23 protein-coding genes are annotated in these 24,180 nt (G+C 62.0%); 10 read left to right on the plus strand and 13 right to left on the minus strand.

All coding sequences use genetic code 11. The annotated features are described in order from the left end of the window. Positions 1-94 precede the first annotated feature (94 nt). Positions 95-835: a haloacid dehalogenase type II gene (locus tag BLR13_RS12690; protein WP_074823675.1), complete on the plus strand. Its 741-nt coding sequence runs from the start codon at positions 95-97 to the stop codon at positions 833-835. Between the two features lie 4 nt (positions 836-839). Beyond that, complete coding sequence (locus tag BLR13_RS12695) at positions 840-1,307, plus strand: YbaK/EbsC family protein (RefSeq protein ID WP_074823673.1); 468 nt, start codon at positions 840-842, stop codon at positions 1,305-1,307. Between the two features lie 132 nt (positions 1,308-1,439). Here BLR13_RS12695 and BLR13_RS12700 read toward each other — a convergent pair whose 3' ends face one another. Both BLR13_RS12700 and BLR13_RS12705 read right to left on the minus strand, forming a co-directional pair. Beyond that, positions 1,440-1,811 carry a hypothetical protein gene (locus BLR13_RS12700; protein ID WP_074823668.1) on the minus strand — a complete coding sequence of 124 codons (372 nt, stop codon included), beginning with the start codon at positions 1,809-1,811 and terminating at the stop codon, positions 1,440-1,442. Positions 1,812-1,934: 123 nt separating this feature from the next. Beyond that, positions 1,935-2,924, minus strand: a complete 990-nt coding sequence (locus tag BLR13_RS12705; RefSeq protein WP_074823666.1) for a tripartite tricarboxylate transporter substrate binding protein — start codon at positions 2,922-2,924, stop codon at positions 1,935-1,937. Between the two features lie 347 nt (positions 2,925-3,271). On the opposite strand from BLR13_RS12705, the gene BLR13_RS41690 reads away from it, so the two are divergent. Further along, positions 3,272-3,535 carry a hypothetical protein gene (locus BLR13_RS41690; protein WP_074823663.1) on the plus strand — a complete coding sequence of 88 codons (264 nt, stop codon included), beginning with the start codon at positions 3,272-3,274 and terminating at the stop codon, positions 3,533-3,535. Between the two features lie 227 nt (positions 3,536-3,762). Here BLR13_RS41690 and BLR13_RS12720 read toward each other — a convergent pair whose 3' ends face one another. Next, positions 3,763-4,677 (minus strand): LysR family transcriptional regulator, encoded by a 915-nt coding sequence (locus BLR13_RS12720; RefSeq protein WP_074831589.1) that lies wholly within the window; start codon positions 4,675-4,677, stop codon positions 3,763-3,765. A gap of 115 nt (positions 4,678-4,792) precedes the next feature. Between BLR13_RS12720 and BLR13_RS12725 the strand changes: the two genes are divergently transcribed. The 4 genes from BLR13_RS12725 (at position 4,793) to BLR13_RS12740 (ending at position 8,184) form a co-directional block, all read left to right on the plus strand. Then, positions 4,793-5,545 carry an SDR family NAD(P)-dependent oxidoreductase gene (locus BLR13_RS12725; RefSeq protein WP_074823660.1) on the plus strand — a complete coding sequence of 251 codons (753 nt, stop codon included), beginning with the start codon at positions 4,793-4,795 and terminating at the stop codon, positions 5,543-5,545. Between the two features lie 69 nt (positions 5,546-5,614). Beyond that, on the plus strand, positions 5,615-6,313 hold the full coding sequence (locus BLR13_RS12730; RefSeq protein ID WP_074823658.1) for a pirin family protein: 699 nt from the start codon (positions 5,615-5,617) through the stop codon (positions 6,311-6,313). 152 nt (positions 6,314-6,465) lie between these two features. Continuing rightward, a complete protein-coding gene (gene wrbA, locus BLR13_RS12735; RefSeq protein ID WP_074823655.1) occupies positions 6,466-7,065 on the plus strand; it encodes an NAD(P)H:quinone oxidoreductase in 600 nt (199 codons plus the stop codon). 171 nt (positions 7,066-7,236) lie between these two features. Next, positions 7,237-8,184 (plus strand): DUF5996 family protein, encoded by a 948-nt coding sequence (locus BLR13_RS12740; RefSeq protein ID WP_074823652.1) that lies wholly within the window; start codon positions 7,237-7,239, stop codon positions 8,182-8,184. A 111-nt stretch (positions 8,185-8,295) separates the two neighbouring features. Here the strand turns inward: BLR13_RS12740 and BLR13_RS12745 are convergent, their stop codons facing one another. Then, positions 8,296-8,478 carry a hypothetical protein gene (locus tag BLR13_RS12745; protein ID WP_074823650.1) on the minus strand — a complete coding sequence of 61 codons (183 nt, stop codon included), beginning with the start codon at positions 8,476-8,478 and terminating at the stop codon, positions 8,296-8,298. 358 nt (positions 8,479-8,836) lie between these two features. On the opposite strand from BLR13_RS12745, the gene BLR13_RS12750 reads away from it, so the two are divergent. Both BLR13_RS12750 and BLR13_RS12755 read left to right on the plus strand, forming a co-directional pair. Beyond that, positions 8,837-9,958: a glycosyltransferase gene (locus BLR13_RS12750; protein WP_074823647.1), complete on the plus strand. Its 1,122-nt coding sequence runs from the start codon at positions 8,837-8,839 to the stop codon at positions 9,956-9,958. 281 nt (positions 9,959-10,239) lie between these two features. After that, on the plus strand, positions 10,240-11,607 hold the full coding sequence (locus BLR13_RS12755) for a hypothetical protein (protein WP_143039744.1): 1,368 nt from the start codon (positions 10,240-10,242) through the stop codon (positions 11,605-11,607). Here BLR13_RS12755 and BLR13_RS12760 read toward each other — a convergent pair. From BLR13_RS12760 to BLR13_RS12780, 5 genes are all read right to left on the minus strand, one after another. Further along, entirely contained in the window at positions 11,597-12,061 is a 465-nt protein-coding gene (locus BLR13_RS12760; RefSeq protein ID WP_074823642.1) for a hypothetical protein, read from the minus strand. The genes BLR13_RS12755 and BLR13_RS12760 overlap by 11 nt on opposite strands. 21 nt (positions 12,062-12,082) lie before the next feature. Beyond that, positions 12,083-14,689 carry a lipopolysaccharide biosynthesis protein gene (locus tag BLR13_RS41695; protein ID WP_244525165.1) on the minus strand — a complete coding sequence of 869 codons (2,607 nt, stop codon included), beginning with the start codon at positions 14,687-14,689 and terminating at the stop codon, positions 12,083-12,085. Between the two features lie 73 nt (positions 14,690-14,762). Beyond that, positions 14,763-15,416: a PIG-L deacetylase family protein gene (locus tag BLR13_RS12770; RefSeq protein WP_074823639.1), complete on the minus strand. Its 654-nt coding sequence runs from the start codon at positions 15,414-15,416 to the stop codon at positions 14,763-14,765. Continuing rightward, on the minus strand, positions 15,416-16,213 hold the full coding sequence (locus BLR13_RS12775) for a sugar phosphate nucleotidyltransferase (protein ID WP_074823635.1): 798 nt from the start codon (positions 16,211-16,213) through the stop codon (positions 15,416-15,418). The genes BLR13_RS12770 and BLR13_RS12775 overlap by 1 nt, the downstream gene beginning before the upstream one ends. Further along, positions 16,210-17,511 (minus strand): class I SAM-dependent methyltransferase, encoded by a 1,302-nt coding sequence (locus tag BLR13_RS12780; RefSeq protein ID WP_074823631.1) that lies wholly within the window; start codon positions 17,509-17,511, stop codon positions 16,210-16,212. Before BLR13_RS12780 ends, BLR13_RS12775 begins: the two co-directional genes overlap by 4 nt. A gap of 198 nt (positions 17,512-17,709) precedes the next feature. On the opposite strand from BLR13_RS12780, the gene rfbC reads away from it, so the two are divergent. Beyond that, positions 17,710-18,240, plus strand: a complete 531-nt coding sequence (gene rfbC, locus BLR13_RS12785; protein ID WP_074823628.1) for a dTDP-4-dehydrorhamnose 3,5-epimerase — start codon at positions 17,710-17,712, stop codon at positions 18,238-18,240. 19 nt (positions 18,241-18,259) lie between these two features. Here the strand turns inward: rfbC and BLR13_RS12790 are convergent, their stop codons facing one another. The 4 genes from BLR13_RS12790 to BLR13_RS12805 form a co-directional block, all read right to left on the minus strand. After that, complete coding sequence (locus tag BLR13_RS12790) at positions 18,260-19,558, minus strand: DUF4910 domain-containing protein (RefSeq protein ID WP_074823625.1); 1,299 nt, start codon at positions 19,556-19,558, stop codon at positions 18,260-18,262. Between the two features lie 39 nt (positions 19,559-19,597). Continuing rightward, complete coding sequence (locus BLR13_RS12795) at positions 19,598-20,683, minus strand: NAD-dependent epimerase/dehydratase family protein (RefSeq protein ID WP_074823623.1); 1,086 nt, start codon at positions 20,681-20,683, stop codon at positions 19,598-19,600. A gap of 153 nt (positions 20,684-20,836) precedes the next feature. After that, positions 20,837-21,793: a GNAT family N-acetyltransferase gene (locus BLR13_RS12800; protein WP_074823620.1), complete on the minus strand. Its 957-nt coding sequence runs from the start codon at positions 21,791-21,793 to the stop codon at positions 20,837-20,839. A gap of 383 nt (positions 21,794-22,176) precedes the next feature. Further along, positions 22,177-24,078, minus strand: coding sequence for a glycoside hydrolase family 55 protein (locus BLR13_RS12805; RefSeq protein WP_244525166.1), 1,902 nt, complete (start codon positions 24,076-24,078; stop codon positions 22,177-22,179). Between the last annotated feature and the right edge of the window lie 102 nt (positions 24,079-24,180).

The raw sequence follows: 24,180 nt of genomic DNA on the forward strand, positions 1-24,180 counted from the left end.
CACACCGGCGTGGTTCCGAGGTAAATCGGTGGATACCGACAAACGAAACTCGCCGCGGCCAACCGCGGCGCAATCAGACAGAAGAGTATCTATCGTGCCTATCAAAGCCGTCGTGTTCGATGCCTATGGCACGCTCTACGACATTCAATCCGTCGCCACCGTCACCGAACAGGCCTTTCCAGGCTATGGCGAGATCATCACGCAGATCTGGCGCATCAAGCAGCTCGAATATACCTGGCTGCGGTCGCTGATGCGGCGTTACGAGGATTTTTCCGTGGTGACGCGGGAGTCGCTGGCCTACACGCTGCGCTGCCTCGGCCTGAAATACGACGAGCAGGTATTCGCCGGCATCATGGACAAGTATCTGCACCTCGATCTCTATCCGGACGCACTTGCCTCATTGAGCGCGATGAAGGACAAGAAGCTCGCGATCCTTTCCAACGGCAGCCCCGATATGCTGAATGCGCTGGTGAAGAATTCCGGCCTCGACCGCCTGCTCGATGCCACCATCAGCATCGACGCCAACAAGATCTTCAAACCCAGCCCGGATGCCTACACCTTGATCGAATCCACATTGCAGATCCCGCCGAACGACGTGCTGTTCATCTCCTCCAATCCCTGGGACGCCTGCGGCGCCAAGGCGTTCGGGCTCAACGTCGCCTGGATCGAGCGGGTGAGCCCGGAGGCGATGGCACAGGCCTGTGTCAATAGCGAGCTCGTCGCGCCGCTGACGATGTTCAAGGCACTCCGCACCCAGATGGACGAACTCGGGCTCGCGCCCGATCATCGCATCCACGCCCTCTCCGAACTGCCCGCATTGGTGGCAAGGTCCTGACCCCATGAGCATCGAGTCCGTTCGCGCCTTCTTCGCCGAGAAGGCGTCCGACATTTCCGTGATTGAATCGACGATGAGTTCGGCGACCGTGGTTCTCGCCGCCGAAGCCTATGGCGTCGAGCCGGCGCGGATCGCCAAGACGCTGAGCTTACGGGTCGGCGACCGCGTGGTGCTGATCGTGGCGGCCGGCACCTCGCGGATGGACAACAAGAAGGTGAAGGCGCAGTTCGGCGGCAAACCGAAGATGCTCGGCGTCGACGAAGTTGCCGAAATCACCGGCCATGAAGTCGGCGGCGTCTGCCCGTTCGGACTGAAGACGCCGCTGCCGGTCTATTGCGACGTCTCGCTGAAGGCATTCGACATCGTGGTGCCGGCCGCAGGCTCGACCCACAGCGCGGTGCGCATTGCACCTGAACGCATGGCGGAACTGACCGCGGCCGAGTGGGTCGATGTGTGCGAGCACAAACCTTAGAGCCCCGTTCCGATTCATCGGCACAGGGCTCCAAGATTTTTGTTTTGACGCGTTTTCTACACGCGAACCGGTGTCCACCCACGGATCAAGTCCGAGGGCATGCTTCGCTTGAAAACGCTCTGAGCGACGACGCTAGTCGTCGTTATCGTAGGACGGCCTCGGCTGAACGAGAGGTGCCGGCTGCGCCGCGCGCGGCCGCTGCGTTGTCGGCGGCGGCGGCACGCGGGTTGGCGGCTGCTCGGCGCTGGCATTGGATTCGAATACCGCACGGCAGGAGTTGCCAAGCGACGGCGTGTTCTGCCGCAGACAGGCCACGATCCGGGTCACGTCGGGAATCTGATCGCTGCACAGCCGCATCACGTCGGGAGTGCAGGCCATCTGCTGCGCCCAGGTTCCGCGATATTCTTCCGACCAAGCGGGACTTGCCGCAGCGATACCGATCATCGTCGCAAGGCCCAAGGAAAGGTTCAGGGAACAGGTGAGGACAATCCGCTGCGTTGGCATGGATGGGTCCTTTCGTTGTCATATGAATTGACGCGGAGGTTCCGCGCGGCGATGGGCGCGAACCTGCCGTGGGAATGCGGCCATCGCACGTTAACGGTTACAAAAAAATGTGAAGCGGGTTCCCTACTCCACCTTGCCGATCTTCTTCACCGCCGCGACCAGCCGCGCGCTGTCCTCGGCGACAAACTTGGAAAATTCCGGCGCATCTTGATAGGCGATCGGACTGCCGGCGGTCTCAAAAGTCTTGACCACCTCGGGCGCCCTCACCGCCTGCGCCATCGCCTCGCGCAGCCGCGTCATGATTGGCGCCGGCAAATTGCTTTGCGCGAACAAGCCGGCCCAGATGTAGAATTCGACATCCTTGTAGCCGAACTCCCTAAAGGTCGGCAGATCGGGGAAACTCGCGACGCGCTCGGCGCCCCAGTTCGCCAGCACCCGCATCTTGCCGTCGTCGACCTGCTGCTTCAGCGTGCCTGGCGCCGAAGCCAGCGCCTGCACCGTGCCGCTCAACAGCGCCGTCAGCGCCGGACCGGCGCCGCGGAACGGCACGTGCAGCAACTTGATGCCGGCGCTGGCGGCAAACATTTCCATCGCGACATGCAGCGTGCCGTAGGGACCGGACGAGCCATAGGGAATCTGTCCCGGGCGTTTTTTGGCGTCGTCGACGAAATCCTGCAGCGTCTTCCACGGCGCCGAAGCCGGTACCGCCAGCAACGTCGGATCGGCGAGCACGCGCGCGACCGGCGCGAATTGCGCGACTTCATACGATACCGGCCGGTCGAACAGCCGGTCGGCTTCGGGCAGCACCGCCAGCGACGACAGCGTCATCAACAATGTGTAGCCGTCGGGCTCGGCGCGCGCGGCCTGCGCATTGCCGACCGATCCACCGCCACCGCCGGCGCGGTTGTCGACGATGACGGGCTTGCCGAGAATCCGCTCCAGCGCCTGCGCTGTGGGACGCGCCGCGAGGTCGGCCTGCCCGCCCGGCGGAAACGGCACGATCATGGTGATGTTGCGCGAGGGAAAGGGGGCTTGGGCGAAGGCCGGGTTCGAGAGCGCGGTGTGTGCGAGCGGGAGTGCGGCGGCGGCTTTGAGCAGGTCGCGGCGGTTCATCGGCAGTTCCCCCAAATGATTTTGTTTTGCTTGTTGGAGGTAACCTAGCCTGAACCCACAGGGTCGGCAAAGGCGCTCTTTGCCGCTTCAAGAAGAAGCAAGCGGCTTTGCGCAAGTCCATAAGTCAAGCGCCGAGCTTGGCGGACCAGAACGCGAGAGAACCAAAAATCATCATCGCCCGTAACGGGTCGCTGGCTACAGCCGCATGATGTGAGGGCCAAGGTAGGCAGACCCTCCTTTGATCTAGGTCAACGTCAGCGATCCTTTGGCGCCCACGCTATGTTGAGCCGCACCTGAGGCGGCTCCCGTCACCTTTCAGTGACGCAAGTACGAAGAGGAGGTCTGCCATGCATCCGAGGAAGCGTCCTTCGATCAAGTCAGCGACTGTTGCCGGGATTGCTGCTAGCGCCTTGTTGGGGCTAGCAGGTCTCACTCTCAATCCAGCCCCAGCCAAGGCGGTCGTGTACTGCCAGTACGTTGAATATCCGACCGGCTGCGTTGCCCGGGCAGGCGCCGTGCTCAGGCCTCGTCCGGTGGCGCGCGCTGCGGTCCGTCATAACGCCGGTGGCAATTTAAATGGTGGCGTCAATCGCGTTGGCGTACGGCGGTAAAACACTGGTTTGCGGGTCACGACCTTGGCGCGGCAGACGGCAAGCCAGGTTCGTGACCCACTTACATTTTTGTCATTCAGCAATTCTCCTGTTCTCGGAGAACGGACGGAAGCCTGCTTATGGCACTTTGCGACATGGAGCCATGTCCAACCTGAGTCCGCCGTGCGCACCAAAGCCGACGTCCGGCAGCCGCTTTCCCTGGTTTAGGTGTTCACACTCCGGCCGCCCTACCCACCCCGCCCCTTCCCCTTCAAAAACTTCTTCGCCAGAAACTCCGCCAGCACCTCGACGCGGGCGGGGCGCGGGCCGCCGGGCGGGGTTACCAAATGCACGGCACCTTCCGGTTGCTTCCAGCCTTTCAGGATCACCTCGACCTCGCCCGACGCGATCGCATCGCCGATGATGAAGTCCGGCAGATCGGCAATGCCGAGCCCTGCGACGACCGACGGCAACAGCGCTTCGCCGTTGTTGACACGGAGTTGTCCGGCGGGGCGCACGCTCGCCTCTTCGCCCGATGCGTTGGTGTAGTGCCAGAGGTTGGGTGTCGACAGATAGGTGTAGCCGAAGCATTTGTGCTCAGCGAGATGCATCGGATGCGTCGGCCGGCCGTGACGCTTCAAGTAGGACGGCGCCGCCACCGTGTAGCGTGGCATCGCGCACAGCCGCCGCGCGATCAGCGAAGAGTCCGGCAGCCGCGCGATGCGCAGGCCGGCGTCAAAACCTTCGCCGATCAGATCGACCGTTGCGTCGCTGAGGTGGAGATCGATCGAGACTTCCGGATAGGCTGCGAGGAATTCCGGCAGCAGCGGCGCCACCGCCTTGACCCCGAACGTCATCGGCACTGCGAGCCGCACCACCCCGCGCGGCGCGGTCGCTTGCGACAGCGCTTCGTTTTCGACCGCCTCGGCGTCGGCCAGCAGGCGTGCCGCGTGGGCGGAGAGTTTTTGTCCGGCGTCGGTCAGCGCCAGCCGGCGCGAGGTGCGGTTGAACAGCCTTGCCCCGAGCCGCTGCTCCAGCCGGCTGACCGCCTTCGACACCGTGGCCTTGGACAGCGCGAGTTCGGTTGCGGCGGACGCAAACGACCGTAATTCCACGACTTTTGCGAAAATCGCGAGCGCTTCGAAATCCGGCAGTTTGGACATGGCTGTCGCCTCAAAGACCAATATTGGAAACAATGAGTTTCATTAGTTTCTATTTCTATACCACGACGGGAGGCATATCCAATGGCCATCGGAATTCAAGCAACGGAGAAATCCAATGACCAAGAAACTCTCGGGCAAGGTTGCCCTGGTTACCGGCGGCTCGCGCGGCATCGGTGCGGCCAGCGCCCGCGCGCTTGCCGATGAAGGCGCCAACGTCGCCATCAGCTATGTCTCCTCGCCCGACAAGGCCGAAGCGGTGGTCCGCGAATTGAAGGCCAAGGGCGTGGAAGCCCGCGCTTACAAGGCCGACCAGGCCTCCTCGGCCGAGGTCGAACAGTTGGTGAAGGACGTCGCCAGGCAATTCGGCCGGCTCGACATCCTCGTCAATAATGCCGGCGTCGCTGTCAGCGGCGCGGTCGACGATGCCAACGCCGATACCGCCGCATTGGCCCGCCAGGAAGACATCAACGTTCACGGCGTCATTACCGCGATCCGCACGGCGTCGAAACTGATGGGCGAAGGCGGACGTATCGTCACCGTCGGCTCCGGTATCGCCACCCGCGCCTCGTTCCCCGGGCTTGCCGATTACGCCGCGTCCAAGGCTGCGATCGTCGGCTACACCAAGGGCGCATCGCGCGACCTCGGCCCGCGCGGCATCACCGTCAACGTGCTGCAGCCCGGATCGATCGATACCGACATGAACCCGAAGGATGGCGGCGACTTCGCCGAAGCGCAGCGCACGCAGCACGCGCTGCAACGCTACGGCACCGCCGAGGAAATCGCAGCCGGCGTCGTATTCCTCACCAGCCCGCAGGCCTCGTTCGTGACCGGCACCGTGCTCAACGTCGACGGCGGCTTCGGCGCCTAATTCAAATCCCGACAGCTGCGCGCACAGCGCCCGGCACCTCCGCAGAACATTCAACGAAGGAAATATCCCATGATCGAACTCAGACCATTTGCAAAACTCGGCGGCGCCGACCACGGCTGGCTGAAGGCCAAGCACCACTTCTCGTTCGGCAGCCACTACGACCCTGATAATATGGGCCACGGCAGCTTACGGGTGTGGAACGACGACGAGATCGCGCCGAACACCGGCTTTCCCGCCCATCCCCACGCCAACATGGAAATCATCACCTATGTCCGCGAAGGCGCGATCACGCACCAGGACAGCCTCGGCAACAAGGGCCGCACCGAAGCGGGCGACGTGCAGGTGATGAGCGCCGGCAGCGGCATTCGTCATTCCGAGTACAATCTGGAGCCGACCAAGACGCGGATTTTCCAGATCTGGATCGAGCCGACCAGCAGGGGCGGCCAGCCAACCTGGGGCGCCAAGCCGTTTCCGAAGTCGGATCGCTCCGGCAAGCTCGTCACCATCGCCAGCGGCATTGCCGGCGATGCGGATGCGCTGCCGATCCGGGCCGATGCGCGGGTGCTCGCCACCACGCTGAAGGCCGGCGAGAGCGCGGAATACGACGCCAGCAAGACCCGCAACCTCTATCTGGTGCCGGCGGCCGGCAGCGTCGAAGTCAACGGCGTGCGCGTCAACGCCCGCGACGGCGCCGCGATCCGCGATGAAGCCAAGCTCACCATCACGGCGCTGGAAGATTCCGAACTGGTGCTGGTCGACGCGGCGTAAGCCTCACACTCGTCATGCCCGGGCTTGACCCGGGCATCCATCCTTCTTCGAAAGACTCCTTCCGAAGCGTGATGGATTGCCGGGTCAAGCCCGGCAATGACGGCTCGCTTTCAAATCAAACCGAACCAACCCCCACTCACAGGAGAGCCATCATGGCCAAAGTACTCGTGCTCTATTATTCCGCTTACGGTCACATCGAGGCGATGGCGAATGCCGTCGCCGAAGGCGCGCGCGAAGCCGGCGCCACGGTCGATATCAAGCGCGTACCCGAACTGGTGCCGGCCGATGTCGCCAAGGCGTCATATTACAAGGTCGATCAGGCCGCTCCGATCGCCAAGATCGAAGAACTCGTCAATTACGACGCTGTTGTCGTCGGCACCGGCACCCGCTTCGGCCGGATGTCGTCGCAGATGGCCAATTTCCTCGACCAGGCCGGTGGCCTCTGGGCCAAGGGCGCCCTGCACGGCAAGGTCGGCGGCGCCTTCACCTCGTCCGCGACCCAGCACGGCGGCCAGGAGACCACGCTGTTCTCGATCATCACCAATCTCTTGCACTTTGGCATGACGATCGTCGGCCTCAACTATGGTTTTGCCGGCCAGATGAGGCTCGACGAGATCACCGGCGGTGCGCCTTATGGTGCCACCACGATCACCGGCGGCGACGGCAGCCGCCAGCCGAGCGAAAACGAGCTTGCCGGCGCGCGCTATCAAGGACGCACGATCGCGGAGACGGCAAAAAAACTGCATGGCTGACGCGATAGCGGCGGCGTTCTCCTTCTCGAACGCCGCCGCGGCCAGCGGCGCTGTCTGGAATGCACCAGATCGTGAGGCTCCAGATCGTAAGGCTGGACCTGGGCTTTAGGTGCGCGACACCAAACCGTGATAGCCTTCTGCCTTCACGATCAGCACGCACGGGATCCAGCCATGAGCAGCATTTCACAAGCCCCGTGGCCGGAGCTGCCGACCACAGCGTGGCGTGACACCTGTGCGACGGTGCAGCTATGGACCCAGATCGTCGGCAAGATCCGGCTGACCAGGACGCCATGGCTGAACCATTCCTGGCATGTGACGCTCTACGTCACCCCGCGCGGGCTGACGACCTCGCCGGTGCCGGATGGCAGCAGAACCTTCCAGATCGATTTCGATTTCATCGATCACGCCTTGCGCATCGCGACCAGCGATGGCGCGCAACGCGAATTCGCGCTGGCCGGGCATTCGGTCGCGAGCTTCTACGCCGCCACGCTGGCAGCCCTGACCGAACTCGGCATTGCCGTCAGCATCGACGAGATGCCGAACGAATTGCCGGAGCCGGTGCGGTTCTCGCAAGACACCATGCACGCGTCCTACGATCCCGATGCGGTGCGGCGCTTCCTGCAGATCCTGGTGAATTGCGACCGCGTCTTCAAGCAATTCCGAACCGGCTTTCTCGGCAAGGCGAGCCCGGTGCATTTCTTCTGGGGCAGTTTCGATCTCGCGGTGACGCGTTTCTCGGGCCGCCGCGCACCGCGCCATCCCGGTGGCGTGCCGAACCTGCCCAATGACGTGGTGCAGGAGGCCTATTCGCACGAAGTCAGCAGCGCCGGCTTCTGGCCGGGCGGCGGTGCCATCGATTATCCCGCGTTCTATTCCTATGCCTATCCGGAGCCTGCGGGCTTCCGTGCCGCGAAGATAAAGCCCGACGCGGCGTTCTTCAGCGAAGCGCTCGGCGAATTCGTGCTGCCCTACGATGCCGTGCGCGCGGCCGCCGATCCCGACAAGGCGCTGCTCGATTTCCTGCAAAGCACGTATGAAGCCGCGGCGGTGGCTGCGAAATGGGACCGCGATGCGCTGGAATGCGGCCTGGGCCGGCCGGGTGTGGTGCGACAGATTTAGTTTGGCAGCTTCGTAGGGTGGGCAAAGCGAAGCGTGCCCACCGTCTCTGTTGAGAATGTTGATGGTGGGCACGGCGCAAGGGCGCCTTTGCCCACCCTACGAACCAACGGATCAATGCTTGATGATCGTCTGCTTTATTTCCGCGCCGCAGTCGGCGCATTCATAGGTGAAGTCGATCTTCGCCATGCTCCAATGCGGCTCGACGTCGCGCACGAACATTGAAAGTCCGACGCAGCTCGGACAAATGACGAAAGCAGGCTCGATGTCATCGTGATGATGGATATAGGCTGGCATGTCGGAACTCCCCATGGAAGCATTCACCAGTAGCCCGTGACCCGACTCACAGCATACGCGCGTCCAGCAAATCCGATCATGAACTCTGGCGAACACAGGAAGAACGACAGCACAATCTTGGAATGTGTGACAGATTTGCACGACCGTGTCCGCGCGGCCACAACAGGTTAATTCTCGTTTACGAAATGCGGGTTCTGACTCATGAAACCCATCAGCCAGCGGCGCGCGCCGAACGACTTACATCGAATTAACGGTGTCGCGCGAGATCTGCCGGCGCGCATTGTCACTGTGGCCGAAACATGATTTGTTGCTTTTTTGTCGCACCCACAAACGTCGAACCGATCGTAGGCGCGGACTCGTGCACGGCAAGGTATTGCTCCTATCGCAGCGCCGGATTTCCGATCTGGTCGCGTTTTGCCTCGCCTATGAGTTCGAGGATACGTTCCAGGCCGTCACCGGTGCCGAGCGAATAGACGCCACCGATTTACCCTCCCTCGAATTCTGCCGCCGAGCCTACAAGCTGGCGCGCGCCGCCACCGGATCGCCCCGCGCAGCACTTGGGCTTGCGCCGTCGCCGCGGGGCAAGGTGGTGCTGGAGCGCGATTACGAACTGTTCTTTCCGGTCTTCAGCAACGCTTTCGAATTGTATTCGTTGGCGACAATTCCCAACTGGCGCCAGCGCTGCGGCAAGGCCGCCTGCTTCATCACCGAGGTCTGGACCGACCAGTTACCGGAATATCTGCTCGAGCTGCTGTCCGGCTTCGATCATATCTTTCTCGGGCTGCGGCATTGCGTCGACGACGTCGCGCGCATCACCGGCCGGCCCTGCAGCTACCTTCCGCTCGCAACCGACGTGCCGCGTTTCGCGCCGGCGGCGCTGGATCAGCCGCGGCCGATCGATGTCTGCAACATCGGCCGCCGCTCACCGGTCACGCATCAGGCCCTGCTGGCCGATGCCGAGCGACGGCAGAGCTTCTACTACTACGATACGGTGGCCGCGAGCGGCTCCGACCTGAAGCAGCGCACGTTCCGCGTCGACAACCCTGGGGAACATCGTCTGATGCTGGCGGCGATCCTCAACCGCAGCCGCTATTTCATCGCCAATCGCAGCCACGTCAACAATCCCGAATTCACCGCGGGTCGCGACGAAATATCCGCACGCTTCTACGAAGGCGTCGCCGCAGGCGCGGCCATGATCGGCGAGGCGCCGCGCACCGATGAATTCAAGCGGCAGTTCGACTGGCCGGATGCGGTGATCCACCTCCCGTTCGATTCCCCTGATATCGCCGATATCCTGGCGGATCTGAACGGCAACCCCGTGCGGTTGCAGACGGTGCGCGCCAAGAACGTCCGCGAAGCCGCGCGCCGGCACGACTGGCTGCATCGCATCGGAATCGTGTTCGACATCCTCGGCCTGGCGCCGACCGACGGCATGGACGCCCGCGCCGATCGGCTCGACCGGATCGCGTCGCAGGCCTAGGCGATATCTTTCACCACCGCGATCATGTCCGCGCCGGAAACCGGCGGTTGCCGGCGGCATCCGCCATCCGAAAGTTAATGAACCCTCGAAACATATGGTTAACGAATTCATGAAATTGTGGAGCAACGGACGGAGGGCTCATTACTTCCGCTGACAGCCTCGATTTGCGGGACTGGCACAGCCTCGACGTCCCCGTGTTTCGGATGCCCGACGTCGAGTTGCTGGCAAAATTGCTTCCGGCCTGACTCGGGCTCCGACAGTTATGGCCGAGGTTCGCCGTGATGCGTAATTTGTACAGTGCCGGTCATCGCAGGTCGGATCCCGAAGCTGGCATTCAGCACGCGGGCACCGCGCCGTCGCGGCCAGCGCCACGACGGCATCGGGCTGGACCGCAACGCCGCGAACAGAATGCCGCCGCAGAAGAGCGCAGCCCGGGTACGCCGTTTTCCCATTCGCCCGATCGATCGCGCCACAACGGCAGCCTCCCGAGCGATGACGGGCTTCGCATCGAAGCCGAGCGGCATCAGAAATCCGAACTCAAGCGCCTCCGCGAGGAGGTGCTCGATATCGCGCGCGAACTGAAAGGCATGCAACGCCTCGAAACCGGGCGTCCCGGTGCCAAGGGCTTTGACGGGCCGCCCGCGCGGGAGTTCGGGGTCAGGACCAAGTCACCGGGTGTCTCGCGCAGCGTTCGCCCTTCGCAATCCCCTGTCCGCCCGCCGGAGCTGCGACCGCAGCCGGCCCGGCAAGACCTCCGCGCCGGCACCGTCGATGCGAAGACCAAGGCAGCGCCCGCACGCGCGAAAACGCCGCCGCCGTTGATCGTCCCCGGCGTCCGGAAACTCGCGAAAAATCCTGGGGCGCGGACCAAAGGCATTCGCCTGAACCTCGCCGCCAAGGTCGCGTTGCTCACGGTGCTGATGCTGGCCGGAACCGGCCTGATCACCATGAAGCTCTGGGGCGGAATGCCCTGGCTGGCGCCTGCGCGCCAAAAAGTCGCTGACATGCTGGTCCACGTCTCTTCGCAGGTCTCCTGGCCGGTGGCCAAGGCCGCGCACGCGGCGCCATCGAACTCCACGCCGATCGCCCGCCAGTTGCCCGCCTTCGCGGCTCCCGACACCTACGGCGTCTACGCCGTCAGCGACGGACAATTGACGCCGCTCGAACCGTTGCCGATCCGCGTTCCCGATGCGCGCGTGTCGATCTCGAGCACGATCTCGAAACCGGCTCCGGCGCCGCTCGCGAACGGACACCTGTCCTTTGTGGTCTATCACCGTGAACTGGCCACCAGCGTCCCTGAAACCGCTTCGGTGCGTATCGTCGCAAAAGTCATGCAGGCGACCGCGTTCGCCGGCGGCAAGCCGAAGTCGATGGCGATTGAAGACACCTGGGCGGTACGTGGCGGAGCTGTCGATCTGCGGATTGCGCCGGTGCCCGGCAATCAGGAAATGGTCGTGATCCGGGCAGCCGATCCGAATTTCACGCTATCGCCGGGGCGTTACGTCCTGATGTTCAAGAACCAGGCCTATGACTTCAGCGTCGCGGGAACCGTCAGCGACACCGCGCAATGCCTGGAGCGCGCCGACCTGCAGGACCGCTCGGTCTATTCCGAATGCCGCGAACTTCCGGCGCAGCCGGTCAGCTTTTAGCGAGAACCTGCGCCTTCAACTGCGGCGCGGGAGGCGCCGCATTGATCCTGCGCCAGATCAGCAATCCGGCGCCGCCACCGATCAGGCAAATCGCCGTCAACACCCATTCGCCAGTCCGCAGGCCGCCGCCAGCGACGGCATAGGGCCACAGCCCGAGACCGACCCAGAACAGCTTCTGCCATTGGTAGCTGTCATGCAGCTTGGCGATCTGGCGACGATCGGACCAGATCTGCTTCGCCTCAGTAGAAAATGGCAGGAGCTTCCGCAGCACGGCCGGGATCACCCGCAGTCCGATCAACAATGCGAGAAACAGGGCCAAGTCGATCCAGATCCGGTCAACATCGCCGGACAGCGCACGAAAGACCGGCGGAATGCACAGGCCAAGCGCCACGCGGGAAACCGCGCCCGACTGGCCGCTGTCGAGTTCGACAAGATATCGTTCGAGATGTTGCATCGGAATGCCCAACGTCTGAGGTCAAGTACTGGCTGGTGAACGAGCGGCACGAAAGTCGCGCAGCACGGAAAAGACGAGCCGCAGCGGGTCGGTAACCCCAAAGATACCGATCACCACGGCAAAGTAAGCCGCCGCGCAAACCATGGCGGAGAGGAAAACGCGCATGAACTGCGACAGCTCGCCGAGAAATTCCTGCTGCACCACGAAGCCCACGGCGACGGCGGCGAGCGCCGCGATCGTCTGCGGACCGACGGCCTGCAGCACATCTCTTGTGCCGATGCCGACCGGGCGTCCGGCATAGACCAGCGCCGGGACGAACAAGGCAAACATCGCAATCGTATAGGCGATGGCGACACCGGTAATGCCGAACGGCAAGCCGGCCGCCAATGCCAGCAGCTGGAACACGGCGCTGAAGGCGCCCCACCACATCCACCGATCGGCGCGCCCGGCCGCGACGTGAATCCATCCCATGGTGCGCTCGACGCCATGGGCAATGCCTCGCACGGCGAAGATGCACAACAGCGGACCGGCAGGCGCCCATTTCTGCCCGAGCAACAACACCACGAAATCCTGCCCGGTCACCGCGAGCACCGCAAAGGCCGGCGCGGAGAAGAAGCTCAACGACGACAGCGCCATCGTCCAGGAACGCTTGAGTTCGTCGATATCGTTCCGCAGCTTGCTCAGGCTCGAGGCCGCGATGTTGTGCAAGGGTTCGGTGAGAATGCTGAGCACGTTGCTGTATATCGTGAACGCGTTCTGGAAATAGCCGAGCGGGCCCGCGCCCAGGAAATAGCCGATCGCAATCCGATCCGCCGATTTCGCCAGATAGTCCGTCATGGTGAAGCCGGTCACGCCTAAACCGAAGCCGACCAGTTCCTTGACGTCCGACGAGAAACGCGGCCGCCCGGGGACCCAGTGGCAGCTCATCCATACGAAGACCACCGTCAGGGCCGCGGTCACAACCGGCTTGGCCACCAGCGACCAGTAGCCCCAACCCGTCAGCGCCATGGCGACGCTGACGATGCTGCCGATCAAATTCGCGGAGATATCGATCATCGCGATGTGACGGAACTGCATCGCCCGTCGCATCAGCGCGTAATGCTGGGTCGACAGGGCGGTCAGGATGAAGGTGGCCGACAGCACCAGCGCGATGCCGGTCAGGGACGGCTCACCGAAAAATACCGCAACGGCGCTGCTGCCACCGGCAAGCAGAACGGTCAGCACGAGCGCGATCGCGATGTTCAGCCAGAACAGGGCGCTGATGTCGGCCTGGGTGATATGCGTCTTTTGCGTCGAAGCTTCGCTGGTGCCGAGATCGATCAGCATCGGCGCGAAGCCGACCAGCGCCACCACCATCGCCACAAGACCGAAGTCGTGGGGACTGAGCACGCGCGCCAGCAGGATCGTCGAGGCCAGTTGAACGAAGATATTTGCGCCGCGCGCGGCGATGAAAATCACGCCGCTGTGCAGCGAGGCCCGGCCAAGGCCCGCATAGGCCTTGTTTTCCGTGAAATACTTGTCGGCGCCGGGCTCAGCCAAGATGATCGTCCTTGCAGGTATCTGCGGTGAGTCCGCCTTGACCATGGCTTTGGGCACGCGCTCCAGCCAGATTTCGCGCCAATAGGGATAGATCGCGCGTGGACAGAAGCGGCGGCAGATCGCGTAGCGCGCTTCACAGACCGCATCCTTGAGGATGATGGCGTCGGTCTTGAACCGGATCATCTTGCCGGACGCTTCGTCGATGATCTGCTTCTGCCGGCGCTCCACTTCATACTCGCGCTCGGTAAACGGCACCATCTCGGCATCGAAATACAGCCCGCGGTTCCGATAGGTGGAATCCAGGGTCTTCAGGATTTCCTTATAAGGCTTGACGCGAACCTTCTCGCCGACTTCCAGATCCAGCGTCGCGCGCGGCACCGGGGTTCCCTTGGGAACGCCGTACGGCCGGATCGGATAGGGCACGCCGCCGATCGCACGCTGGAACTGATCGTAGGCCCAGCGCATCGCAAAGCCCACGCCGACGCCGGCTTCGGCGACTGTGCGGTACATGGAGTACAGCAAGCCGATTGCGAGCTCGGTCAGGCGCACATTGCCCGAGGTGTAATCCTCGATGTACTGCCGTACATCCCACCACGGCAGCGGTTGCGTGGCGAACTTGATCTGCGTGTTCTGACAGACATAGAGCTGCTCAGTCTCGCCGGGCGCCATCGGAACGCGGATGCTGGAATGCAGAACGTCTTCGGTACATCCGGCGGCGCTGGTTGGCGCAAGCGGTGCTGCAGCCGCGTCAACCTTTGCCGGCTGCGAGCTGATCGGATTCAGCCATTCTTCCTTCCAGAAGATCAGGCAACCGGCCTCGCAACCATCATGCGCCGCGCCGTTGCAGCGGATGTTCGACAGATGGACGGTGTTGGCCATCTTGCGGCCGCCGATGCCGAGTGCGGGATCGCAGGTCTTGTGCGCGCGCTTGCCCACCTTCACCCGGGCGCCGCAATATTTGAGCATCTCCGGCATGAACGGCAGTTCGTCGAGCCGCCCGTTGGCGTCCAGCGTCGCCAGAATTTCTTCCTTTGACTTGACCTGGACCCACTCATCGGCGTGAATCTGCGGGGAATGTTCGTTGCACATCGCGATGTTCACTCGAATAAATTTGTTAAGTCTCGGTCGGTACTGCGCCAGCGCGAACTTGCGCGCCGTATCGTCAAATCAGGGCAAGCTTGCGCCCAAAAAACGCTTCGGCGTAACGCTCCGGCGCGCAGCACTCCATGCCCCTGATCCGCGCCAACCCTCGAAATGTTTCGTCGTCGAACCATTTTTTGGAGCGCTGGCTGCCGAAATGCGAAATCAACAGCTCGATCTTGCGCTTCAGCGCCGCGGCGGACACCGGCACGTAGACGTTGGGTTGGCCGATATCGCCATCCCACTTCGGAATTTCATATTCCAGGATCTGGTGATCCCGGAACGTATTCCACGTCAGCTGGCAGACCTTGCGATGGTCCTGATGCGCATCGTCGCGCCGGTGGGTCAGGATCAGATCCGGGTTCACCTTCAACTTCAGCGCTTCGAACCATTGCTTGATCGCTTCACCCTGCTCGGGGAAGAATCCGTCGCGAAACGACATCACCTCGACCTCGGCCCTGGCGGCTTTGGCGAGAAAGTCGGCCGCGGATTTTTTTGCCTCGTCGTCGCGGATGCCGCCGCCGCTCAGCACGCACCAGTGCACGTCGAGCTGCACCCCGCGTTCCATCAAACTGAGCAGCGTGCCGCCGGCGCCGATTTCAATATCGTCCGAATGCGCTCCCAGACAGAGAACCGAGAGACGCTCGCCCGGTTTGGCAAGCTGCAGCCCCTTCATCACGCGGCCTTGATATCAGGCAGCGTCTGTTGAATACGCCACGGTGTGTCGCCACGTTCCACCATGTCCTCGAGAACCTGGCGGTCGCGCAGCGTATCCATCGCGCGCCAAAAACCCTCATACTTGTAGGCCATCAGGTGACCGCCCTCGATCAGGCGGTTGAACGGCTCCAGCACGAGCTCCTCGCCATCCCTGATGAAGTCGAAGATCTCTTTCCGGAAAATGAAAAACCCGCCGTTGATCCAGATATCGGATTCCTGGCTCGATCGAATCCGCTGCACCGAGCCGTCTTCGTCGAACTCGGTGAGGTGGAAGCTGATCGGCGGGTGGATGGCGATGAAGCAGGCGATCTTGCCGCTGGCCTTGAATTTTTCGACCATCTCCGGCAGCGGCGCGTCGGTCAGCCCGTCGCTGTAGTTGGCGAGGAAGATTTCCTCGTCCTTGACGAGATGTTTGACCGCCATCAGGCGTTCGCCGATGTTGCGCCAGGTGCCGGTATCCACCAGCGAGACGCGCCAGTCCGGCGGCCGGTCGCCGAGGATCTCGACCTTCTTGCCGAACTCCGAAATGACGCAGTCGCTGTTGGCGGTCTGCCGGTAATTCAGGAAGTAGTCCTTGATGACGTTGGCCTTGTAGCCGAGGCAGAGAATGAAATCGTCATGCCCGTACTGGCTGTAATACTGCATGACGTGGCACATGATCGGCTGGTGGCCGACCGGCACCATCGGCTTCGGAATGCTTTCCGAATATTCCCGAATCCGGGTTCCAAGTCCGCCGCAGAAAAGAACGACCTTCATTTCGAAAGCTCCTTCGAGACTTCCTTGGGATCGATGACGTGCACGCTCGGAATCGGTACGATGAACTTGCAGCCCCAGTCGCCGACGTGACGCATCTGCGCTACGATCTCGTTCTTCAGGTTCCAGGGCAGGATGAACAGATAGTCCGGCTTGACCTCGTTGATGACCTCGACCGGATAGATCGGAATGTGCATGCCCGGCGTGTAGCGGCCGTGCTTGTAGGGATTGCGGTCCACGGTGAAGTCGAGGAAATCGGTGCCGATGCCGCAGTAGTTGAGCAGTGTATTGCCCTTGCCCGGCGCGCCATAGCCGCAGATGCGGGCGCCCTTGTCCTTGCACGCGATCAGGAACGACAGCAGCTTGCGCTTGGTATCGTGAACGCCGGCGGCGAAGCGGGCGTAGCTCGCAATGTCCTCGAAGCCGATCTGGCGTTCATGGGCCAGCAGCGCGATGACTTTCGGCGACACGGCGTGCGCGGCGCCGTCGCGGCAGAGATAGACCCGCAGCGATCCGCCATGGGTGCCGATCTCCTCGACGTCGAATACCTTGAGGCCGTGACGCTTCGCCATGCGATCGATGGTGACCAGCGAGAAGTACGAGAAGTGCTCGTGATAGATGGTATCGAACTGATTCTCGTTGATGAGCTTTTCGAGATGCGGAAACTCGAGCGTGATCACGCCCTGCGGCGCCAGCAGATGCGCCATGCCCGCGGTGAAGTCGTTGAGGTCAGGCACCTGCGCCAGCACGTTGTTGCCGATGATGAGGTCGGCGGTCTTGCCTTCGGATGCCAGCCTCTGCGCGAGGTTGAGACCGAAGAACTCGACCAGCGTCGGGATGTTCTTCTTGCGCGCTACCTCGGCGACGTTGGCGGCCGGTTCGATGCCGGTGACGGGAACGCCGAGCGGCAGGAAATGCTGCAGCAGGTAACCGTCGTTGCTGGCGATCTCGTAGACCCGGCTGTGGGCGCCGAGCGCCAGCCGACCCTTGATCATTTCGCAGTAGCGCCGCGCATGCTCGACCCAGGAAGTCGAATAGGAGGAGAAGTAGGCGTACTCGGTGAAGATATGCTCGGGCTGGACGTATTCCTTGAGCTGCACCAGGAAGCAGCTATCGCACACCAGCGCATGCAGCGGATAGAACGGCTCCATCGCATCGGTCTGCTCGGCCGTCAGGAAGCTCTCGCAAAGCGGAGACATTCCGAGGTCCATGAAGCTCGTATTGAGAGCTTTGTCGCACAGCCGGCAACGACCGTGTGTGGTTTTCGACGCAATCAATTGTGAGAAAGAATGTGCGTTCATGGGCCTGCGCTTCGCAAAAATGAAATGGCTGCTCGAACGAATTCTAGGTATCGTCGGCATCATCTATTGCATAAGCGCGTTTGATTTAAAGCGTTGTCCCGTATTATGGTAAAATTCGAAGTAGTTACCAATATTTAAGCCGACATTCGTTAGCGTGCTGGCTGGTTAATTTCGGGACAATTGGGACGACGAAAAATCATGCGGTTCGAAGCGATCGGCCTCGACGGTGCGTGGCTCGTTCATCCAGAGCGGATGCAAGACAGCCGCGGCTATTTCGTGCGCACGTTCTGCGTCAACGAGTTCCGGGAACACGGCCTCGAGACCGGATTTCCACAGCACAGCGTCTCCTCCTCGTCCAATAAGGGGACAGTTCGCGGCATGCACTTCCAGCGAGATCCTCACGGCGAAGTGAAGCTGGTGCGTTGCCTCACCGGAGCGATCTGGGACGTGATCATCGACATCCGGCCGGAGTCGCCGACCTTCAGGCAATCGCGCGGCTTCGAACTCTCAGGCGAAAACGGACTGCAGCTCTATATCCCCAAAGGCTTCGCCCACGGCTTCCAGACGCTGCACGACGATACGCGGGTCAACTACATGATCTCGGAATTTCATGTACCCGGCGCCGCCGACGGCATTCGCTACAACGAACCGGCGTTTGACGTGAAGTGGCCGCTGCGGGTGACGATGATTGCGGAAAAGGACCTGAGCTGGCCGGATTTCAAGGCCTGATCCGACCTGCGCGCCACGCTCAGGCGGGCTTCAACAGCCCATGATCGCTCAACAGCTTTGCCGTCCTTTGCACGACCGCAAACGGCAGCTTTGCCCGCTCCGCGATGTCGAGCAATGAGTGGGTGCCGTCAGACTGATTGAGGATCCAGAGCATCGCCATGTTGGCGGCCGCGGCGTCCTTGTCGCCCCCGATCGCGCCATAGAGCCCGCGCTTGCCTAGCTGCGGCTCGCCTTTCGGCGAGGTGTTGAGGTAAGTCGCGTTGGCCTCGATCGCGCCGATGGTCTCGTTGATCAGCCGGTAGGATTCGCCCAGCGCCTCGGGCCGGATGAAGTCGAGATTGTCCGCCGAAGTATGATATTCGGGAATGGCGCCGAACTTGCTGCGCGAAAAAAGTCCGACCGGCAGGTTGAACCCCGGCGAGCAATATTGCCGCTCGTCATAACCGTACGGATAGAAGTCCTCGATCACCGGCGACAATCCGGAATGGTTCAATGAGTGGATCATGGCGCGGTCGATTTCCGCATTTCCCCGCCGGCTCTTCTTGTAGGTCGGGCCGCCGCCGTCTCCGACCATCGAAACGACCAGCCCGTGCTTGATCCGATGAGCGCGATCTTCGTTGCGGGCGAGCCAGGTGATGGCGCCGATCGTGCCGGGCGCGAACAGGAAGCGGTAGCTATACCGGGTACGCAAACCGGAAATGCGTTTGGCCAGATGCGTCAGCAGCGCGATACCCGAGCAATTGTCGTTTGCCAGCGAGGGATGGCAGACATGGGCGGACAACAGGAACTCGTCCTCCGTCTCTCCCTTGTGGAAGTATTCGCCATAGGTCAGATGCCCGTCGGTCAGGCTGGAGTCGATCGAGACCTCGTAGGTCTCCTCGCGCAGCGCCTCGAATTGCCGGTGCGGCATGCAGAACGCCCAGTTTTCCGCGTAATAGGACGTTCGGTACGGAATCAGGTCGGGCTGATCAGGCAGTGTATAGATGTGCTTTTTGAGCTCGGCGAGCGACATGCGCTGTCGCACCGGCACGCTGTAGCTCATGACGTGCAGGTTCGACCGGTTGAAGTCGACGATCTTTTCGCCGCGTGCGTTCTTGATCCAGGCGTCGCGAATGTTCCATTCGCGCGGAATGGTCCAGTCAAGGACCGGCGTTCCCGTGGCAACTTCGTGGAGTTCGAGGTCGATATGCGCGCCGACCTCGCGCAGGGTCTGCCGGACCCCATCGCCGGTGATGCTCCGGCAAATCGGGAAAATCCTTGCGGCGAGCGCAAGGATTTCGGTTCCGACATCGTCGACGAGAGGTTTGTCCAGGGACATCCCGCTTCTTTCATGGGCCGTCTGGCCCGCCGCCCGGCCTCAGGAACCGGCCAGCAGCGGCGCGGTGCCGGCTGAGGCTGAAGTCCTGGTTCCGGTCGAGCGGTGCCGCAGATCGGTTTCGAGGATTCCGTCAGCCAGCAACTTGTTGATGTGGCCAATGCGCTGGTAGCGCGGGCCTTCGAATTCTTCCAGCGTCAGGGCCGATGCACGATACGCCTTGTAGAGCTGTTCGGCACCCTTCTTCGCATCCCATTGCGGCTTGAAGTTCGGCAATCGGGTCTTGATCTTTTCGAAGCTGACGCGGTACGAGCGGGTATCCGGACCGGCGCCGTCGGCGAAATCGACCTCGCAGCCGGGCACCACGTCGGCAACGATCTTCGCGAGATCGCGGATCTGGTAGTTGTGGGCGGTCTGGCCGACGTTGAAGGCTTCGTTGAATACCGCATCCACCGGCGCCTCGAGTGCGGCGATGAAGGCGCGCGAGATATCCTCGATGTGCACGATCGGACGCCACGGCGTGCCATCCGACTTCATGTGGATCTTCTTGGTGGTGATCGCCCAGGCGACGAGATTGTTCAGCACCACGTCGAACCGCAGCCGCGGCGACACGCCATAGGCCGTGGCCGGCCGCAGATAGACCGGGCAGAAGCCGTCGCCGGCGAGCTTGGCGATGCCGCGCTCGGAAGCAACCTTCGACTCGCCATACGCCGTCACCGGATTGAGCGCGCCGGTTTCGTCGATCATGCCTTCGCCCGACTTGCCATAGTTGCTGCAGGACGAGGCGAACACGAAGCGGCTGACGCCCGCCTTCTTGGCGAGTTCGGCAAGGCGCACGCTGGCGCGATGATTGATTTCGTCGGTCAGGCCCGGCTTCAGGTTGCCGAGCGGATCGTTGGAGAGTGCGGCCAGATGAATGACACCGTCGATGCCCTTGAAGTCGGCGATCTCGGCGTCGCGGGTGTCCTTGAGGATGGTCGGCACATCGCTGATGACGCCGCCTTGCGAGAACGTGCAGCGCTCATAGAGATCGCTGTCGAGGCCGATCACTTCGTGTCCGGCCTGCTGCAACATCGGGGTCATGACCGAGCCGATATAGCCGAGATGTCCAGTCAGCAAAACGCGCATTGTTCACACACCCTGTTTGTTTTCGATAATTGAACAACGGTGTACACGATATCAGATCGTTAATTCACGCGCTCGATGAAACCGTAGTTAATCCAACGTCGTAACCGGCACCCGATCGCGGGCATTAAGGTTTACGAAGTGTTGGTCGCAGCTTCACCACAGCGCGAACTGCGCCATTCCGTTGCGAGGCGATATTCTTCGCATCAGCGCCCGCGGTATTCTTCGAATGGTGTGCTGGACGCGGTAATTGGCCGTCGAACGCACGATGTCGAAACGATTGGCCACTTCGCCACCGAACGCCACCATGAAGCGGTACCTGGCATCATTTGCGATGCCGCCGTCGAAATCGAAACAGAGGCCGAGCGAATGGGCGAGCTCAATTCCGCTCCAGAGCAGCAGACTGACGGCGCCGGGATGCGCCACGTTCTTGTCGCGCGTCGACAGAAAATAGTGGACGTATTTGTCGTCCCAGACAAAGAACACCTTGGCGTGCGTGACACCCTCGGCATCGACGGCCGCAACGATCTTGCATTGCCGGCGGACGCTGGCTGCCGCAAAGGCAGGCGCCAGCAATGCCAGGTCGAAATAGGATTCGGCACCTTCCAGATTTGCTTCGTAGAAGCTCGCAAACTTGTTCACATCGTCGAGCTCGCAAACCGTCAGGCGCTCCCGGGCGCGGCGAATGATGTTCTTGGTCTTGTCGCGCAGGCCCGCCCATAACGGGTCGATGGACTCGCTCCTGCAATCCAACAGAAAGGTCGGATGCACCTTGACGTCGTAGCCCGCGGCCAGAAACGGCGCGAGGTCGCCAAAGCCGGAATCCAGGGTCATTTCGACATGATCGTGACCGGCAACCTGTTTCAACAGCTCGGCGACGATCGAGTGGGTCGAGCGGATTCGCGTTTCCGTCTTGCCTGCCTGAGGTGCCACGACCGGTCCGAGAAAGCGGGTGATCTGCGGCATCTCGCAGATCTTCACATTGCCTTCGCAGCGTTCGACAAATCGCAGCGACCCGGCCAGACGGCCGCCGCGATGGCACGTCACCTCGCGCCAGCGTCCGGGCGCCAGCGCATTGAGCCACCAGTCTTCATGGAAAATGGATTTGCGCATCAGATCGCGAGCCAGACCGGTTGACGGACATGAAACAGACGCGCTTTCGCCAACCAACGACGGCAGCCGCCGGACAGCACCGGCCTGCAGCAAGTATCTGTCGGTGGTTGCCCCAAGCGTTTCATGTTTTTGCTTTTGCCGAACAAGCCTATCATAGCGCGTGCTGCGTTGCCTTTTCACGCGACGCATCGACGCAAGCAGCATTTCGGTAGTGTCGCGCCCCTATAACAACTGCTTTACCCAGTTAGTATTAACGGCTCCATGGCCGGCATCGTGGGATGAACGATCGCGCCTGCCAGATGGTAATCAAATTCGATCAAACACTTCGGAAACGGAACCGCGCAGCGGGTGCCACGCCCTACTTTCGTCGCATCGCATCGGGCTCACGGTTGCGTGAACGGCGTTCCGGCGTCGTAGCGCGCCTTGGCCGGCAACGCGTAGAGCTTGGTCGGGCCTGCCGCGTCCACCCATGGCCAGGTGTAACCGCGCCCGGCGTTAAAGAAGGCGGGCTTTCCGGCCAGATATAACGAGTCGGGCAGCGTGTGATCGGCGATGGCCGGATCCCATTTCACCGTGTTGGTGAGGTAATCGAAATTGCCGTGGCGGATGGCGGTGGCGGATACCTTGGCGTCGGTCGGATAGGGAGTAACCGCGTCCCAGCCAAGCATCCAGATTCCCGGTTTGCCGCCGGCAAAGCTGGTTTCGTAAACCCATCCGCCCATCTGCCCGGCGGCCCCGAGCACATTTCCGGCAAACGATATCCAGTAGGAATTTGCCATCAGGCCGGCCGCGCGTTGCGGTCCGTTGCGGGATTGCGTGGCGTCGTCGATTCTGCCGCCGGCCTGGTTGTCGAACGGCGCGCGGATGCCGCGCAAATGATTGCGAAAGAAGGTGAGGTAGACGCTGTTGCCGTGGGTGTTGTCGCTGTCGGCGTTGTGGCCGTAATTGCCCTCGAACAGAACGTGATGAGGTCCGACCATGTGGCTGGCGTTCAGCCCCGCCTCGATCCAGGATCCCTGCGTGTTGATGTAGCTCATGTCCATGTAGTTGTAGCCGATCACGGAGCCGGCGCCGGCGGATCGTGCCGCGATGACCTTGTTGGCCCTGACCGCGATGCCGTTCTCGATCAGCACCTCGGAGGATCCTGCCGACAGGCTGATGGCGTAGCCACCGCCACCGGGCTGCGCCCAAGCGGCATCGTGCACGTAGAACTCGCGGAGCTCGATGCGAAAGGAACTGTGAATCGCAAAGCCCTCGTCGTGCCACACCGTGTTGTCGATGTTTCTGGCCCAGGATTGCGCCGCCCAGTTGAAGCGAAGGTTGCCGGCGTCGCCGCCGGTCAGCTTCATGTCCTCGACGCCGGCGTTCATCACATGCGGCCGCGAATACATGGACAACTGCGCGGTGTGGCTGGATCGGTAGCTGATGTGAATCGGCGTCGTGAAGGTGATAGTATTGCCGGCAATCGAAGCAATCTGCTTGATCTCGGCGGTGGGCCGATCCGGCCGCGAAAACCAGGAGCCGGCGGTTTGCGGCGTTGTCGGAAACGCATCGGGTGCGAAGTCGTCGACATATTGAACCGTTGGCTTGTGCTTGTTCCAGACCACGCGCCCATCGGACGACGCCCAGATCTGTCCGCGCCCTTGCGGGTCGGAGAGCCATTCGGCGCCGGAAGCTTCGTCGAGCAGCACGATCTGTCCTGGCCTGAAGCCGGCGATGTCACTCACCTTGACCGCGTAGGTGCCTTTGACGGCATCGGCGGTGAGATTGGTCGAGCCGTGCGCATCACTGACATTGTCGGTCGACGAGAACAATGAAGGACCAACAAGGATCAGCGGTGAAGGTTTGGCGCCGACTTCCGACTGGAATGGTTTGGCACCATCGGTCTTTGCCAAGGTTGTCTGGCCGGGCCCGGCACCCCGCAGCGTGATCCCCTTGTTGATCACAAGGTAATTGCCGCTGTTGATCAAAAACGTTCCGGCCGTCAGTTGCACCACCTGCCCGATCGGACAGACGTTGATGGCGGCTTGTATCCGCACTGTGTCATCGGATGCAGGATTGTTCGGAGATAGCGTCGCGCATAGCGTCGAGCGCGCCGGAATACCGCCCACGGCCATCATGCCCGGTTTCCAGGTTGTTGCCCGATCCGCTGGCAGGAAATTGCTCGTCTCATTGCCAGCGGCGGCAACACGCGAGGGCGTGCAGAGCGCGGCACCCGTGACTGCGATCGCCACGGCGGCGAGGAAGTAGACGAGCGATGGACGCGGCGTTGCGGTCACCTTCATTTGGTTAAGTCCCTTGCGCGCGACGAGTCGAGTGACGCGCAGTTGCTGCCGTCGCACACTGGTATGACATTGGTGTTTGTGCGTCCCCAGCGGAAGCTCGGC

It is taken from the genome of Bradyrhizobium ottawaense, from assembly GCF_900099825.1.
In the GTDB taxonomy this organism is placed as follows: domain Bacteria; phylum Pseudomonadota; class Alphaproteobacteria; order Rhizobiales; family Xanthobacteraceae; genus Bradyrhizobium; species Bradyrhizobium ottawaense_A.